Origin of the sequence: Collinsella sp. OM06-18AC (assembly GCF_003438785.1) — a bacterium.
Classification (GTDB): domain Bacteria; phylum Actinomycetota; class Coriobacteriia; order Coriobacteriales; family Coriobacteriaceae; genus Collinsella.
This window is the reverse complement of record NZ_QSTX01000002.1, coordinates 25,240-39,072: the sequence shown is the minus strand read 5'-3', so window position 1 is coordinate 39,072 and position 13,833 is coordinate 25,240. Positions and strand designations below refer to the sequence as shown.

General features: G+C 61.4%; 13 protein-coding genes. 11 read left to right on the top strand and 2 right to left on the bottom strand.

The window, feature by feature from the left end:
* Positions 1-258: 258 nt before the first annotated feature.
* Positions 259-2,022 carry a hypothetical protein gene (locus tag DXB86_RS01640; protein ID WP_117735924.1) on the bottom strand — a complete coding sequence of 588 codons (1,764 nt, stop codon included), beginning with the start codon at positions 2,020-2,022 and terminating at the stop codon, positions 259-261.
* Between the two features lie 294 nt (positions 2,023-2,316).
* Between DXB86_RS01640 and DXB86_RS01635 the strand changes: the two genes are divergently transcribed.
* From DXB86_RS01635 to DXB86_RS01615, 5 genes are all read left to right on the top strand, one after another.
* Complete coding sequence (locus DXB86_RS01635; RefSeq protein WP_006235414.1) at positions 2,317-3,117, top strand: SDR family NAD(P)-dependent oxidoreductase; 801 nt, start codon at positions 2,317-2,319, stop codon at positions 3,115-3,117.
* A gap of 436 nt (positions 3,118-3,553) precedes the next feature.
* The gene (gene tgt, locus DXB86_RS01630) at positions 3,554-4,693 is read left to right on the top strand and encodes a tRNA guanosine(34) transglycosylase Tgt (RefSeq protein ID WP_022093813.1); all 1,140 of its coding nucleotides are present in this window, start codon (positions 3,554-3,556) and stop codon (positions 4,691-4,693) included.
* 214 nt (positions 4,694-4,907) lie between these two features.
* Complete coding sequence (locus DXB86_RS01625) at positions 4,908-5,666, top strand: TIGR00730 family Rossman fold protein (protein WP_117564470.1); 759 nt, start codon at positions 4,908-4,910, stop codon at positions 5,664-5,666.
* Between the two features lie 113 nt (positions 5,667-5,779).
* Positions 5,780-6,079 carry a type II toxin-antitoxin system RelB/DinJ family antitoxin gene (locus DXB86_RS01620; RefSeq protein ID WP_055250873.1) on the top strand — a complete coding sequence of 100 codons (300 nt, stop codon included), beginning with the start codon at positions 5,780-5,782 and terminating at the stop codon, positions 6,077-6,079.
* Positions 6,080-6,081: 2 nt separating this feature from the next.
* Positions 6,082-6,390: a type II toxin-antitoxin system YafQ family toxin gene (locus tag DXB86_RS01615; protein ID WP_055250871.1), complete on the top strand. Its 309-nt coding sequence runs from the start codon at positions 6,082-6,084 to the stop codon at positions 6,388-6,390.
* 93 nt (positions 6,391-6,483) lie between these two features.
* Here DXB86_RS01615 and DXB86_RS01610 read toward each other — a convergent pair whose 3' ends face one another.
* The gene (locus tag DXB86_RS01610; RefSeq protein ID WP_117735923.1) at positions 6,484-7,344 is read right to left on the bottom strand and encodes a DegV family protein; all 861 of its coding nucleotides are present in this window, start codon (positions 7,342-7,344) and stop codon (positions 6,484-6,486) included.
* Between the two features lie 156 nt (positions 7,345-7,500).
* Here DXB86_RS01610 and DXB86_RS01605 point away from each other — a divergent pair, with 156 nt between their 5' ends.
* The 6 genes from DXB86_RS01605 (at position 7,501) to pstB (ending at position 13,797) form a co-directional block, all read left to right on the top strand.
* Positions 7,501-8,163: an HAD hydrolase-like protein gene (locus tag DXB86_RS01605; RefSeq protein ID WP_117735922.1), complete on the top strand. Its 663-nt coding sequence runs from the start codon at positions 7,501-7,503 to the stop codon at positions 8,161-8,163.
* A 54-nt stretch (positions 8,164-8,217) separates the two neighbouring features.
* The gene (locus tag DXB86_RS01600) at positions 8,218-9,654 is read left to right on the top strand and encodes a M20 family metallopeptidase (protein ID WP_117735921.1); all 1,437 of its coding nucleotides are present in this window, start codon (positions 8,218-8,220) and stop codon (positions 9,652-9,654) included.
* Between the two features lie 482 nt (positions 9,655-10,136).
* On the top strand, positions 10,137-11,072 hold the full coding sequence (locus tag DXB86_RS01595; protein WP_117735920.1) for a phosphate ABC transporter substrate-binding protein: 936 nt from the start codon (positions 10,137-10,139) through the stop codon (positions 11,070-11,072).
* 25 nt (positions 11,073-11,097) lie between these two features.
* Positions 11,098-12,006, top strand: coding sequence for a phosphate ABC transporter permease subunit PstC (gene pstC / locus DXB86_RS01590; RefSeq protein ID WP_117735919.1), 909 nt, complete (start codon positions 11,098-11,100; stop codon positions 12,004-12,006).
* Complete coding sequence (gene pstA, locus DXB86_RS01585; RefSeq protein ID WP_117735918.1) at positions 11,999-12,925, top strand: phosphate ABC transporter permease PstA; 927 nt, start codon at positions 11,999-12,001, stop codon at positions 12,923-12,925. Before pstC ends, pstA begins: the two co-directional genes overlap by 8 nt.
* Positions 12,922-13,797, top strand: coding sequence for a phosphate ABC transporter ATP-binding protein PstB (gene pstB / locus DXB86_RS01580; RefSeq protein ID WP_117564461.1), 876 nt, complete (start codon positions 12,922-12,924; stop codon positions 13,795-13,797). The genes pstA and pstB overlap by 4 nt, the downstream gene beginning before the upstream one ends.
* Positions 13,798-13,833: the final 36 nt, after the last annotated feature.

Here is a 13,833-nt window from a genome sequence, read left to right as displayed (position 1 = left end):
TCGGGCATGACCAGAAGGTCAATGCCCCCCTCTTTCACGTCACCTTGCTCGCTTAGGGGCGTTTTCGCTGACTTCGCCAAAGCATCGGCAGGTACTCATTGGGGACGTACTTAAATGAGTGCCTGCAGAATGAGAGTGGATAATCTCCCGTTTTTGGCCTGCTTGGGGGCTCAAAGTGGGAGATTATCCACTCTCGTCATTGGGCTAGTCGTTGGGGACGTTCTTGTTTGACTAGTCGTTTAAGAACGTCCCCAATGACTACTTGCTTGCGAACAGCCAGGCTAGGATGATCGCCAGGATTGCGGCGACGATGCAGACGATGGCGCCGGTGAATTTGATGCGTGAGTCGCGGGTACGTTCGCGCACCGCGTCCTCGGTGGCCTCGAGCTGGGCGACTTCTCGCTCGGTCTCGGCGTGTTCGGCTTTGTCTCGGGCCAAGGATCCTGCAAGCGACTCAGTGATCTCTGGGTGGTCGTGCACTTCGGTCGCCTGTTCGATGATCGACTGCGCATGTGCGGCATCTGCTTGGGCGTTGGCGATGCTCTGCTCCTGGTCGCGGCGTGCCTTGTCCTCGGCAGTGATCTTCTCGCGCAGTTCGCGCTGACGAGTCGCGGCGGCTGTCTTCGCCGTCTGCAGCTCGTCGCGCGCGGCATCGGCTTCGGTCGTCACGGCTTGGTGCGCGCGTTTTGCGTCGGCGATAGGGGCTTGAGCCTGCTCGACGGCCTGCTCGGCTGCGGCAAGCGAGTGCTCAAGGTCGGCGGTGATGCGCGGGACATCTTCTTCGGCTTTACGCAGGGCATCTGCCGTGTCGGAAATCTGCATCGAGAGCTCGCTGGTGCGCACCGTATAGTTGGCGGGATTTGCCGAGGGATTGCGTTGCAGCTCGGCATACTCATGGCGCAGCGTCTCGAGCTGGGCGCGCGTGGCGTCGACGGTTTGTTGTGCGGCCGCAATGCCGGCGTCTCGCTCGGCCTTCACCTTGTCGCGGATGCGCTTGGAATCCTCAAGACGTCGAACGAGGCGGTTGCCGGTCTCGCGAGAGCTCGCCTCGCGGGCCTCCACGGCGTCGAGCGCGGCCTTCAGGCGGAGCTCAGTCGCGTCATCCTCTGTCTTCATTTGTTCGAGCTGACCCTTGAGCTCTGTCGCTTTGGAGGCGTGGGCATCACGATCAATCTCGGCGGCCGCTGCAGTCTTTTGGGCCGTGGCAATCGCCTGGCGCTGGTCGGCGACGATCTGGTCGTAGCGGCCTGCGATATCCTGGCGCGTCTCGAGTTCCTCGGCCTGATCGGCAATGCGCTGCTCAAGTTCGGCCAGGTGGGCGCGGGCATCGGCAAGTGCCTTTTTCGCGGCGTTCATCTCGCGCATGGCCGAGGCACCCTGGGCGATAAAGGTGCCCACGGCGTTCGCAGTGTTCGAGACAGCGGTCCCCAGATCGCGGCTCGCGGCGGAGGAGTGCGGGGCGGTCGGGCGAGCGGTGTCGGCAGCGTCCGCATCGGCAGTCTGCGGCACGGCGATATTGCCGGTACCGCCTTCGATCACAGAAAAGCCTGCTGCGTGCGGGTCGACCGCATCGGTGCCAATCGTGGGATGCTCGAGCTGCAGAAACGAGGGCATGGTGCTGCCCTGGTCGGCAACCGGAGTCTCGCCGGGTACGAAGGTCGAGGCTGCCTCGGCGGCCTCCTCTTCCTCGGCGTCAACGTCAGCGTCGGCCACGGCGTCTTTCATCGCTTTGACGGCATCCATCATGGAGTCCATGACGGCGTCGAGCTCTTCTTCCGAAGAAACCTCGATAGGGCCCGCAGCTTGCGGAGCAGCATCCTGTACGGGGCGGTCGTCCTGAGCGGGCGCATCGTCGTTTTGCTCGTCTGCATCTTCGGCGCCAGGGGTTTCCGCCGTAGCGCTTTCGTCCAAGAATGGGCCGTCGAGGTCAATATCATCGCAGGTCACAGCGTCGGCATCTGCAGTGACGTCTGCGGAATCATCAATATGCTGTTGAGTCTGGGGGTCCAGCTCGTCTGTCATAGGCATGTGCTCCTCATCGTTGTTTGTCACCCTATGATAAAGTCTCGCGCCGACATCCCGCGCGCTGCAGCAAAGTTTCAAAACGTGTTCGATGGCTCGCGTCGATAGCAAAAACTCGGCCACTTTATCCAGTTTGTACTTGACATTCCCTTCGCCGAAAGACGTTGCGCCGTTCGCCTGCCATGGGCTTTATTTTTCACTTGAACCCGCTAAAGTTGCATTTCAGCTTTTGGCGCGTGAAGTTGGATGCGCGCAGTCGACGGGCAGGCCCGTCGCGATTTGAAAGGACTTTATATGGGACTTTTCACTGGTAAGACCGTGATCGTCACCGGCGGCGGCAAGGCCACGCTCAAGGACGGCTCCGCTGGCTCCATCGGCTACGGTATCGATATCGCTTTTGCCAAGGAGGGCGCAAACCTCGTCATTACCGGCCGCAACGTTGCCAAGCTCGAGGCTGCCAAGGAATCCCTCGAGGCCGAGTACGGCGTCAAGGTTCTGCCTGTTCAGGCCGATGTCTCGGCTGGTCAGGACAACGAGGCCGTCGTCCAGAACGTCATCGACAAGGCCATTGAGGAGTTCGGCCGCATCGACGCCGTCGTCAACAATGCTCAGGCCAGCGCTTCGGGCGTGACGATCGCCGATCACACCATGGACCAGTTCAACCTCGCCATTTACTCCGGTCTGTATGCCACCTACCTGTACATGCAGAAGGCCTACCCGCACCTGAAGGAGACCAAGGGCTCCGTGGTCAACTTTGCTTCGGGCGCCGGCCTGTTTGGCAACTATGGTCAGTGCAGCTATGCCGCCGCCAAGGAGGGCATCCGTGGTCTGACTCGCGTTGCCGCCAACGAGTGGGGCAAGGACGGCATCAACGTCAATATCGTTTGCCCGCTTGCTTGGACCGCCGCGCTCGAGAACTTCCAGGATGCCTATCCCGAGGCGTTCAAGGCCAACGTCCACATGCCGCCGGCGGGTCACTACGGCGACGTCGAGAAGGAAATCGGCCGCGTCGTCGTTCAGCTCTGCGGTCCCGACTTTAAGTATATGAACGGCGAGACCGTCACCCTCGAGGGTGGCATGGGCCAGCGTCCTTAGGGGTTCCGCCGTTCTACCGAACGGCGGACCGGCCGACGCTGCGCGGGCCGCATTTGGACAATCTGCCGTTCAATTTCAAGGGCGCGACCAGAAGGTCAGCGCCCTTTCATTTCACGGCACCTTGTCTCAAATGCGACCCGCTCGCTGACGTTGCCAAAATATCGGCGTTGCCGTGGCTGGTAAATAGCTCCACTCATCGGGGACGTACTTAAATGAGTGCCCGCAGAATGAAAGTGGATAATCTCCCGTTTTTGGGCTGTGCTTTGGGAAAAAGTGGGAGATTATCCACGCTCATCCGGTAAGCGTCCAAAAATCCACGCTCATTTGCCGTGTCCCTGCCGTATCCTCCTCGCACCAGTTTCTGTCGAGTCGGTGCTTCTTGCGGGTTGCTCGTATAATGGTCTGCGTATGAACCGCAACCAAGGAGTTCCAGTTTATGGATCAAAACCTCTTTAAATTCGACCTGATCGCCGAGGACCCGACCACGCACGCGCGTGCCGGCGTGCTGCATACCCCGCACGGCGATATCGAGACGCCGATCTTTATGCCCGTGGGCACCAAGGCAAACGTCAAGGGCATTCCCACCGAGACCGTCAAACAGCTCGGCGCGCAGATCGTGCTCGCCAATACCTACCACCTGTCCATGCGCCCCGGCGAGGACACCATCGCCGAGCTGGGCGGACTGCACAAGTTCATGAACTGGCACGGCCCCATCCTCACCGACTCGGGCGGCTTCCAGGTGTTCAGCCACAACGACGCCGTCAAGCTCACCGACGAGGGCGTGCGCTTTATCGTCAACGACTACGACGGTCGCCACGTGTTCTGGACGCCCGAGGACAACATGGAAATCGCCATGAAGCTCGGCTCCGACATCTGCATGCAGCTCGACCAGTGCCCGGGCTATCCCGCCACGCGCGCCTACGTTGAGCGCGCTGTTGAGCTGTCGAGCATGTGGGCCGAGCGCTGCTATAAGGCTCATACCCGCGATGACCAGGCGCTCTTTGGTATCGTTCAGGGCGGTATGCACCTGGACCTGCGCCTGCGCTCGCTGCGTCATCTGGAGGAGTGCGGCGATTTTCCGGGTTATGGCATCGGCGGCTACTCGGTGGGCGAGGACCACGAGACCATGTTCGAGACACTGGCGCCGCTGGTTTCCGAGTACATGCCTAAGCACAAGCCTCGCTACCTCATGGGCGTCGGCAACCCTACCACGCTCGTGCGCGGCGTGGGCGTGGGCATCGACATGTTCGACTGCGTGCTGCCGACGCGCACCGGCCGCATGGGTACGGCGTTCTCCAGTGAAGGTCGCCTTAACTTCCGCAACGCGCGCTTTGCGCACGACGACGGCCCCATCGATCCCACCTGCACCTGCCCGGTGTGCACGGGCGGCTACAGCCGCGCGCTCATCCGTCACATGGTCACGCAGAAGGAGATGCTCGGCGGTATTCTGCTGTCGATGCACAACATCTATTACCTGCTCAACCTTATGCAGCGTGCCCGTCAGGCCATTATCGAGGGCCGCTACGGCGCGTTTGTGAGCGACTGGATGAACAGTCCTGCGGCGGTGGACTACTAAGAGCGGCGCGAGCGCTTGCAGAGCGCGGGCAACGGCAAGGTGCGAGCGCCGGCCGGTCATCACGTTCGCTAACACTGTCTGCGCGACCGATGACCGATAGCTTGCAAGCACTTGATGCATCGTGGGTACCATACCGAATAGTTGATGTTCGGGCGGATGTTTGGCGCATGGCGTCGACCCCGCCCGTTTTTCTTTTTCTCGAGAGGAGTATCCCATGATTAAGAATGAGAACGTCGAGGGCGAGCCAGCCTACGACGAGACGTACCGCCGCGGCCCCGTGGTCATGCGCGGTCCCATGATTCCCAAGGACAACACCTACGCCAACCTGCTGGCGCCCGAGGACTCGACCGACTGGTTGCACACCGACCCCTGGCGCGTGCTGCGCATTCAGGCAGAGTTCGTTGATGGTTTTGGCGCACTTGCCGAGCTTGGTCCTGCGGTGACCATCTTCGGCAGTGCCCGCACGCCCAAGACCGATCCGCTCTACAAGGCGGCACGCGCCGTTGGCCGCAAGATCGCCCAGCGCGGCGTGGCGGTTATCACCGGCGGTGGTCCCGGCGTCATGGAGGCGGCCAACAGGGGAGCGGCGAGCGCCAACGGCAAGTCGGTCGGCTTGGGTATCGAGCTTCCGCACGAGCAGGGGCTCAATAAATACGTGAACCTCGGCATGGACTTCCGCTACTTCTTTGTGCGCAAAACCATGTTCGTTAAGTACAGCTCGGGCGCCATCGTATTTCCCGGCGGCTTTGGCACGCTCGACGAGATGTTCGAGGTTCTCACGCTGGTGCAGACGCACAAGGTCAAGCGCATGCCGCTCGTGCTGGTGGGCACCGAGTACTGGCAGGGCCTATTCGACTGGCTCAACGGCCCGGTGATGAGCACCGGTATGATTAGCCCGCTCGATCCGGATCTGGTACACATTACCGACGACCTCAACGAGGCCGTTGACATTGCGCTCAGCGGGCTGATGTAGATCAATCGTGCCCACGCGACATGAATACGCATGGCAATCTGATGTTATCTAACATCAGATTGCCATTTATATTGGGTATACTGGTGTAAAAGACGAGGGCGAGGAGGTCGCAAATGTCTACAGCAACAGTTAAGCCTACGACGGTTCGAATCGAAGAGGGGCTCAAGGAGCAGGCGACTGAGTTCTTGGATTCGGTCGGCCTCAGCCTCAATTCCTATCTCAATCTTGCCGTTCGGCAGCTGGTAAATCAGCGAAAGATTCCTTTTGAGATTGTAGGAAGGGCGGAGGTGCCCAACGAGGTGACGAGGCGCGCCATGGTGATCGCCGAGGCTCATGAGCTGGGGATTTTGCCGGACGATAGCCTGTCATTCAATAACGCTGATGAGCTTATGTCATTCCTCGATGAGGAATAGCGATGTTCGAGATTAAAGTCGAGGCTCAATTTAAGGTGGACTACAAACGAACGATGCGCATGCATCCGCAGCTAAAAAGTGAGTTTAAAGCGGCGGTTGCAGAGCTTGTGGCTCATGGGTCACTTCCGGCGGAGTATGGCGCCCACGAGCTCTCAAACCCGGGCGGAAACTACAACGGCCACATCGATTTCCACCTATCCGATGGCTTGGTCGATGTGGTCGTTCTTTATCTTCCCCATAAGACTAACCCAGTGATTAGGCTGGTGAGAATGGGCACTCATCAGGAACTGTTTCAGGGTCCGCTGGGCTGATCGCCGATTTCTAAGTTGCGGTGGAATAGGGATTGATTTGCGGCTGATAAGCCAAAAACAGTTCCTATTCCACCGCAAGTGGTAAAGGTGCCCCTAGTGGATGGGCTGGTAGCGGGGGCAGTAGCTGATGGCGATGGCGTCGACGCCTACATGGGTGGCGATGGTGCAGCCGATGGGGCCGGTGCCGGCGTCTACGTAATCCTGGCCCGCGAGTGCCTCGTTGACAAGTTCCTGCTCCTCGGCGGCGCCGGTCGTGAGCACACGCACGCTTGAGCCCGGGTGCTCGTCCAAAAACGCGAGGCAATCTGCCATGGTGTTGGCGACGATGCGCTTGGCGCCGCGGCCCTTTTTGATGGCCTTGATCTCGCCCGATTTCCACTCCGGCGAAACGGCCAGGCGAATGTTGAGCATCTGCGTGAGCTGGCCGGCAAGCTTGGGCGCGCGGCCGTTCTTAACGAGGTTCTCGAGCGTGCGGGGAATCAGCAGCAGGTGGGCGTCGGGCAGGGCCGCGCGGATCTGCGCCTCGGTCTCGTCCAGGCTGCGGCCGTCCTCGCGCATAGCCAGCGCGTACTCCACCAGCAGGCCCTCGGCGCCCGAGCCGGTGCGCGAATCGATGCAGCGCACGTCGAGCTCGTGGGTCTCGGCGACCAGGCATGCGTTGGAATAGCAGGCGGACCACTCGCTGCACAGCGAGATAAAGATCGCGCTGTCGTGGCCATCGGCGCGTACGCGGTCAAACAGCGCCTTGAACTCGCCGGCGCTCGGCTGCGAGGTGTGCGGCAGCTGCTCGGAGCCAGCCATGCGGGCGACGTATTCCTCGGCGGTAATCTGCACCTGGTCGAGCAGGTCCTCGCCCTCGATAATCACATGCAGCGGAATCACGTAAATGCCGAGCTCTTGGGCACGGGCGGGGGAGATGTCCGACGTGGAGTCGGTTATGATGGCAAAAGACATAATTGCACCTTTCGTTGGGGCGCGGCAGCGCCGCCTTCTGAAAGCAAAGTGCGACAAGTATAGTGGAGTTGCTCTACATTGCTAGGTTCAATTGTTGAATAGTCAACAGTTTGAAGCGGTGGTGTGGAAATCATCAACTGGGGAAGAAGGGTGCCGATGGCGGCATTGCAACTTTGCGAGCGGCCGGTTGTGCTGTTCGATTTTGACGGCACGGTGGCCGATACGGGTCGGGTAGTGATGACCTCGACGCGCAAGACGCTGGCTGCGCGCGGGTTTTCGGAGACGCAGATGGGTGATCTGCGCCGCATGATCGGGCCGCCCCTGTGGAAGAGCTTTCACGACTTTTACGGCTTTTCCCGCGAGGAGTCGCTTGTGGTGGCCGACGAGTACCGCGCCTTTTTTGATGAGCTGGGACCGGAGGAGTACCCCGTGTTCGATGGGATTCCCGAGCTGCTGGATGAGTTGGCCGCCCGGGGCAAGCGTATGGCCGTGGCGACGTCACGCATGGAGGCCAAATGCATCGACATGGTGCATGAGCTTGGTCTTTCTCAGTTCGAAGCCGTGGTTGGCATGAATCCGCCGCAGGGGCGCGAGACCAAGGCCGATTCGGTTCGCGATGCCCTGGCGGCGCTCGGCGCGACGGCGGACGATGCCGTGATGATCGGCGATCGCTTTAACGACGTCGAGGGCGCGCACGCGATGGGCGTGCCGTGCATCGGCATCTATTCGGGCGCGGCGGCGCCGGGTGAGCATGAGGCGGCGGGTGCCGATGCAGTGGTGCACTCGGTGGCCGAGCTTGCTAAACTTTTCTCTATCTAGGAACTAAATGTGAGGGGCGGGTACGCTTGCCGCTCATTGGTAAGGAGGCAGTCTATGAATCAGGTGGAGCAGAGCGTCGCTGAGTATGTCGACGAGGTCTGGGAAGATGTCGTCGCCGATATCGAGCAGCTGGTGAGCTATCCGTCCGTGGCAGTTTCTGCCGATGCAGAGCCCGGCGCGCCGTTTGGCCGCCCGGTCCGTGACGCGCTCGACTGTGCGCTCGGCATCGCGCAGAAGCTTGGCTATCAGACGAGCGACGACGAGGGCTATGTGGGCATTGCCGATATCCCTGGCCGCGGCGACAAGCAGCTCGCGACCATCTGCCACGTGGACGTGGTGCCCGCCGGCCCGGGCTGGAACACCGACCCGTTTGCGCTGGAGCGTCGCGAGGGCTGGCTGCTCGGCCGCGGCGTTATCGACGACAAGGGTCCGGCGGTGCTGTCACTCTACGCCGGCGCCTATCTGCTCAAGCACGGCATTACCCCGCGCTATACTTTCCGCGCGCTGCTGGGCTGCGATGAGGAAGTGGGCATGTCCGACGTTCACCATTATCTGGAGAACCACGCAGACCCCGACTTTTTGTTTACGCCCGATGCCGAGTTTCCGGTCTGCAATGCCGAGAAGGGCCAGTTTGGGGCGACGCTTGTGAGCCCCAAGATCGACGGCGGGCGCATTGTGTCCTGGAGCGGTGCCGAGGCGAGCAACGCCATTCCGTCGCAGTCTATCTGCGAGCTGGCGATTGCCGCCGAGGAGCTGCCGGCGCCCGTCGAAAACGCCGATCGCCTTGAGATTACGACGCTCGACAACGGTCATGCGCAGATTTTTGCCCACGGTATCGGCGGCCATGCCTCGATGCCCGAGGGAACGATTAATGCCGTCGGCCTGATCGTGGGGTATCTGCGCGAGGTGGAGGATACGTTTGGCGCACGCAACGAGCGCCTGCTGGCGCCTGCCGAGCACGAGTTTGTCAAGTTTTTGGCCTTTGTGCATGCGGACGCCTATGGTCGCGGCCTGGGTATCGACGCGACGAGCCCGGCGTTTGGCCCGCTCACCTGCAACCCCGGCGTCATTCGTGTGGCAGATGGCCACATTGAGCAGGTCATCGACGTGCGCTTCCCCGATAGCACGAGCGCCGATACCATCCGTGAGCAGCTCGAGCCGCTCGTGGGCCGCTTTGGCGTGACGTGCCGCGTGGGTCGTACAAAGGTGCCGTTCTCGGTCTCTGCCGACGACCCGGCCGTGAAGGCGCTCATCGATACCTACAACGAGTTTACGGGCAAGCATGCAGAGCCCTTTGCCATGGGCGGCGGCACGTACGCGCGCAATTTTGCCCGCGCCGTCTCGTTTGGTCTCGAGGAGACTGGCCTGGAACTGCCCGCATGGGGCGGCCAGATGCACGGCCCCAACGAGTGCGCCAGCGAAGAACAGCTCAAGCAGGCGCTCAAGATCTATATCGTGGCGATCCTTCGCCTCAACGAACTCGAGCTCTAGGGCTTCCCCAGGCACCCGACCTTGCCCCTCAAACCGTCGCTTGCGTACCAAAGTACGCGGCGCTCCTCTTTCGGGGCAATCTCGGGCACCTGGGAAACCCCTATATCTTGCTTGGGGTTACGCGGTATTACCAGCCCGCGTAGCAGCTCATCTCGGAATGAGAGTGGATAGTCTGCCGTTTTTGGCCTGTGTACAGGCTCAAAGTGGGAGATTATCCACTCTCGTTATTTGAGTGTCCAATAATCCTCGCTCGCTGGGGTGGTCGTTTAAGAACGTCCCCAATGACTACCTTGTAAAAGGCGGGTCATGCTTGGCGGCGGGTTTGTTATTCGTTTGTAAAGCCGAGCCGCGCTTGCGGTAAGGGCCTATCAAATGCCCGTAAGAAACCGCAGTTGGCGCAGCCGCTGCCCGGTCGGGGCCGTATCGTTCCTTTCAGCAAAGCGGGCAGGGTGCCCGCGAGTCGCATGTATGAAAGGAAGATCATGCTCGATCAGGCTTATTCTCGTCGTCAGTTCCTCGGCCTCGCTGGTGGTCTTGCCAGCATCGTCGGTCTCGGTCTCGTTGGTTGTGGCGGCTCCGGCGCATCCGACGCCGCCGCCAAGGGTAGCACCGCCGCCGAGTCCGTCTCCGGCGAGGTGACCTACGACGGCGCCTCTTCGTTCCAGGCTCTCGTCGAGGCCGCTGCCGAGAAGTTCATGGACGCCAACCCCGACGTCTCCGTCTCCGGTTCGGGCAACGGTTCGGGCAAGGGCCTGACCGCTGTCGCCGCCGGCACCGTCACCATCGGCAACTCCGATGTCTTCGCCGAGACCAAGCTCGAGGCCGACCAGGTCAAGAACCTCGTCGACCATGAGGTCGCCGTCGTGGGCATGGGCCCCGTCGTCTCCAAGAACGTCAAGGTCGACGACCTGTCCCTCGAGCAGCTCAAGGGCATCTTCTCCGGCCAGATCACCAACTGGAAGGAGGTCGGCGGCGACGACGCCACCATCGTCGTCCTCAACCGCAAGGCCGGCTCCGGTACCCGCGCCACTTTCGAGGCCGCCGTCTTTGGTGACGAGGCCGTCGACTTTAAGGGCGACGCCGAGCTCGACAAGTCCGGCGACGTCCAGACTCAGATGGGCAGCACCGACAACGCCATCTCCTACCTCGACTTCTCGCACTTCGACGACTCCAAGTTCAACGCCATTAAGGTCGAGGGCGTCGAGCCCAAGAGCGCAAATGTCACCGACGACTCCTTTAAGATCTGGGCTACCGAGCACATGTACTGCGCGAAGGACGCCGACGAGGCCACCAAGGCCTTCCTAGAGTTCATGCTCTCCGACGACGTCCAGGGTAAGCTCGTCGAGGAGCAGGGCTTTATCCCCGTCTCTGCCATGAAGGTCGTCAAGGACGCCAGCGGCAAGGTCTCTGCTAAATAAGCAATCGCCCCCGGAAAGGTTTGCAATGGCAAAACAGCTGCCAAAGCGCGACCTTGAGAACGTGGGCCTGGGCGTCACGGGCGCGTGCGTAGCGCTCGTGACGCTTGTCGTTGCCGCGCTCATCTTTATGGTCGCCCAAAAGGGCCTCTCGGCTTTTCTCAAGGACGGCGTCTCGGTCGTCGAGTTCTTCACCGGCACCAAGTGGGACCTGGCCAACACAGCCGAAAACGGCCTGCCCTACACCGGCGCCCTGCCCCTGATCGTCACCTCGTTTGCGGTCATGGTGCTCTCCACGCTCATCGCGCTGCCCATCGCCATCGGCTCTGCCATCTTTGCGGTCGAGATCCAGCCTAAGTTTGGCTCCAAGGTCTTTCAGCCGCTTATTGAGCTTTTGACCGGCATTCCCTCGGTCGTCTTTGGCCTGATTGGCTTTCACGTGGTCGTCGGTCTTATGAAGAGCGTTTTCCACGTAAGCACGGGTCTGGGCATCTTGCCCGGCGCCATCGTACTGGCGGTCATGATTCTGCCGACGATGACTACGCTTTCGGTCGACGGCCTGCGCGCCGTGCCCGATAGCTACCGTCAGGGCTCGCTCGCGCTGGGCTATACCCGCTGGCAGACCATCTGGCACGTGGTGCTCAAGTCCGCCATGCCGTCGCTCATGACCGCGGTCATCCTTGGTATGACCCGCGCCTTTGGCGAAACGCTCGCCGTGCGCATGGTTATCGGCGGCATCGAGGCCATGCCGACGTCGCTGCTGTCGCCTGCCTCGACCATTACCACCACGCTCACCACGTCCATGGCGGTCTATGCCGAGGGCTCGGCCCAGGACGACGTTCTGTGGGCGCTCGGTCTGCTGCTGATGGGCATGAGCCTCATCTTTATCCTGATCATCCACCTTATCGGCCGCAAGGGGGCGAAGGCTCGTGGCTAGCACGCGCATCCACATCGACGAGGCGAGACTCGGGCGTGTCCAAAAGCAGGACCGCATCGCCACGGGCGTGCTGACGGCGATTGTCGCCATCGTCATGCTTATCGTCGTCTCCATGGTGGCCTACATCCTGTTCGAGGGTATCTCGACGCTGTTCCAGCCAGGCTTTCTCACGCAGCCCGCACGCGCCAACGGAACGCAGGGCGGCGTGCTCTACCAGCTGTTCGACTCGTTCTATCTGCTGCTGATCACCCTGATCATCTCGGTGCCCATCAGCCTGGGCGGCGCGGTCTTTTTGGTTGAGTACGCGCCCGATGGGCCTATTCGCGACATCGCCTCGGCCGCCATCGAGACGCTGTCCTCGCTGCCCTCCATTGTCGTAGGCATGTTCGGCTTTCTGGTGTTCTCGGTGCAGCTGGGCTGGAAGTACTCCATCATCTCCGGCGCCGTCGCGCTCACCATGTTCAACATCCCCATCCTGGTGCGCGTGATTCAGCAGGCGCTCGAGGACGTGCCGCAGGCCCAGCGCGATGCGTGCCTGGCCATGGGCCTCACTCGCTGGGAGGCCACACTGCACATCCTGATTCCCGAGGCCATGCCCGCCATCGTGACCGGCATCGTGCTTTCGGCCGGCCGCGTGTTTGGCGAGGCCGCGGCGCTGCTCTTTACCTCGGGCATGAGCTCGCCGGTTCGCCTGAACTTCTTGAGTTTTAACCTGTCGAGCCCCACCTGCGCCTGGAACGTGTTCCGTCCCGGCGAGTCGCTGGCCGTGCACATCTACAAGATCTATGGCGAGGGCAGCCCCGAGGCCCAGCAGATCGTCTGGGGCACCGCGGCACTGCTGATGATTTGCGTGCTGCTGTTTAACGTAGTCGCCCGTATCGTGGGCAAGCAACTGGCAAGGAAGATGACGGCCGAATGAGCGATATGAATGCAACGCCCGCAACCGAGGCGGCCACGTCCGACACCCCCCAGGACTTTCTGTCGAGCGTGGGGGAGAGCGAGAGGCGCGTGCGCGTGAGCGGCAAGGCCGTGAGCGACGAGGTCGTGCTCTCCGCCAAGGACGTCAACGTGTACTATGGCGACCACCATGCGCTGCACAATACGTCGCTCGACTTCCACAAGGGTGAGATCACGGCGCTCATCGGGCCTTCGGGCTGCGGCAAGTCGACCTTCTTGCGTAGCCTCAACCTGATGAATCGCGAGATTCGCCGCTGTCGCGTGGAGGGCGAGATCAACTACCGCGGGCGCAACGTGAACACCAAGACCGAGAACACGTACGAGCTGCGTCGCTCCATCGGCATGGTGTTCCAGCAGCCAAACCCCTTCCGCAAGTCCATTCGCGACAACATCACCTTTGCGCCCAAGCGCCACGGCATCACCGACCGTGACGAGCTCGACCGCATGGTCGAGGAAAGTCTGCGCGGTGCCGCGCTGTGGGACGAGGTCAAAGACAAGCTCGACAAGAGCGCCTACGCGCTTTCGGGCGGTCAGCAGCAGCGTCTGTGCATTGCGCGCACGCTGGCGCTCAACCCCGACGTAATCCTGTTTGACGAGCCCTGCTCGGCGCTCGACCCCATCTCGACGCTGGCGATCGAGGACCTCATGTCGTCGATCGTGGCCGACCGCGCCATCGTCATCGTGACGCACAACATGGAGCAGGCGTCGCGCGTGTCCAACCGCACGGCGTTTTTCTACATGGGCGATATGGTCGAGTACGACGAGACCGACGAGATTTTCCAACGGCCCAAGGATAAGCGGCTGAATGATTACCTCACCGGCATGTTCTCCTAGTCCGGGACATGCTTGAGGCCCGCGGCGGCCACGGTT

What these genes read in the sequence shown, in the direction of transcription:
- DXB86_RS01640 (WP_117735924.1), bottom strand. Translation starts at nt 2,022, where the DNA reads ATGACAGACGAGCTGGACCCCCAGACTCAACAGCATATTGATGATTCC.
- DXB86_RS01635 (WP_006235414.1), top strand. Translation starts at nt 2,317, where the DNA reads ATGGGACTTTTCACTGGTAAGACCGTGATCGTCACCGGCGGCGGCAAG.
- tgt (WP_022093813.1), top strand. Translation starts at nt 3,554, where the DNA reads ATGGATCAAAACCTCTTTAAATTCGACCTGATCGCCGAGGACCCGACC.
- DXB86_RS01625 (WP_117564470.1), top strand. Translation starts at nt 4,908, where the DNA reads ATGATTAAGAATGAGAACGTCGAGGGCGAGCCAGCCTACGACGAGACG.
- DXB86_RS01620 (WP_055250873.1), top strand. Translation starts at nt 5,780, where the DNA reads ATGTCTACAGCAACAGTTAAGCCTACGACGGTTCGAATCGAAGAGGGG.
- DXB86_RS01615 (WP_055250871.1), top strand. Translation starts at nt 6,082, where the DNA reads ATGTTCGAGATTAAAGTCGAGGCTCAATTTAAGGTGGACTACAAACGA.
- DXB86_RS01610 (WP_117735923.1), bottom strand. Translation starts at nt 7,344, where the DNA reads ATGTCTTTTGCCATCATAACCGACTCCACGTCGGACATCTCCCCCGCC.
- DXB86_RS01605 (WP_117735922.1), top strand. Translation starts at nt 7,501, where the DNA reads ATGGCGGCATTGCAACTTTGCGAGCGGCCGGTTGTGCTGTTCGATTTT.
- DXB86_RS01600 (WP_117735921.1), top strand. Translation starts at nt 8,218, where the DNA reads ATGAATCAGGTGGAGCAGAGCGTCGCTGAGTATGTCGACGAGGTCTGG.
- DXB86_RS01595 (WP_117735920.1), top strand. Translation starts at nt 10,137, where the DNA reads ATGCTCGATCAGGCTTATTCTCGTCGTCAGTTCCTCGGCCTCGCTGGT.
- pstC (WP_117735919.1), top strand. Translation starts at nt 11,098, where the DNA reads ATGGCAAAACAGCTGCCAAAGCGCGACCTTGAGAACGTGGGCCTGGGC.
- pstB (WP_117564461.1), top strand. Translation starts at nt 12,922, where the DNA reads ATGAGCGATATGAATGCAACGCCCGCAACCGAGGCGGCCACGTCCGAC.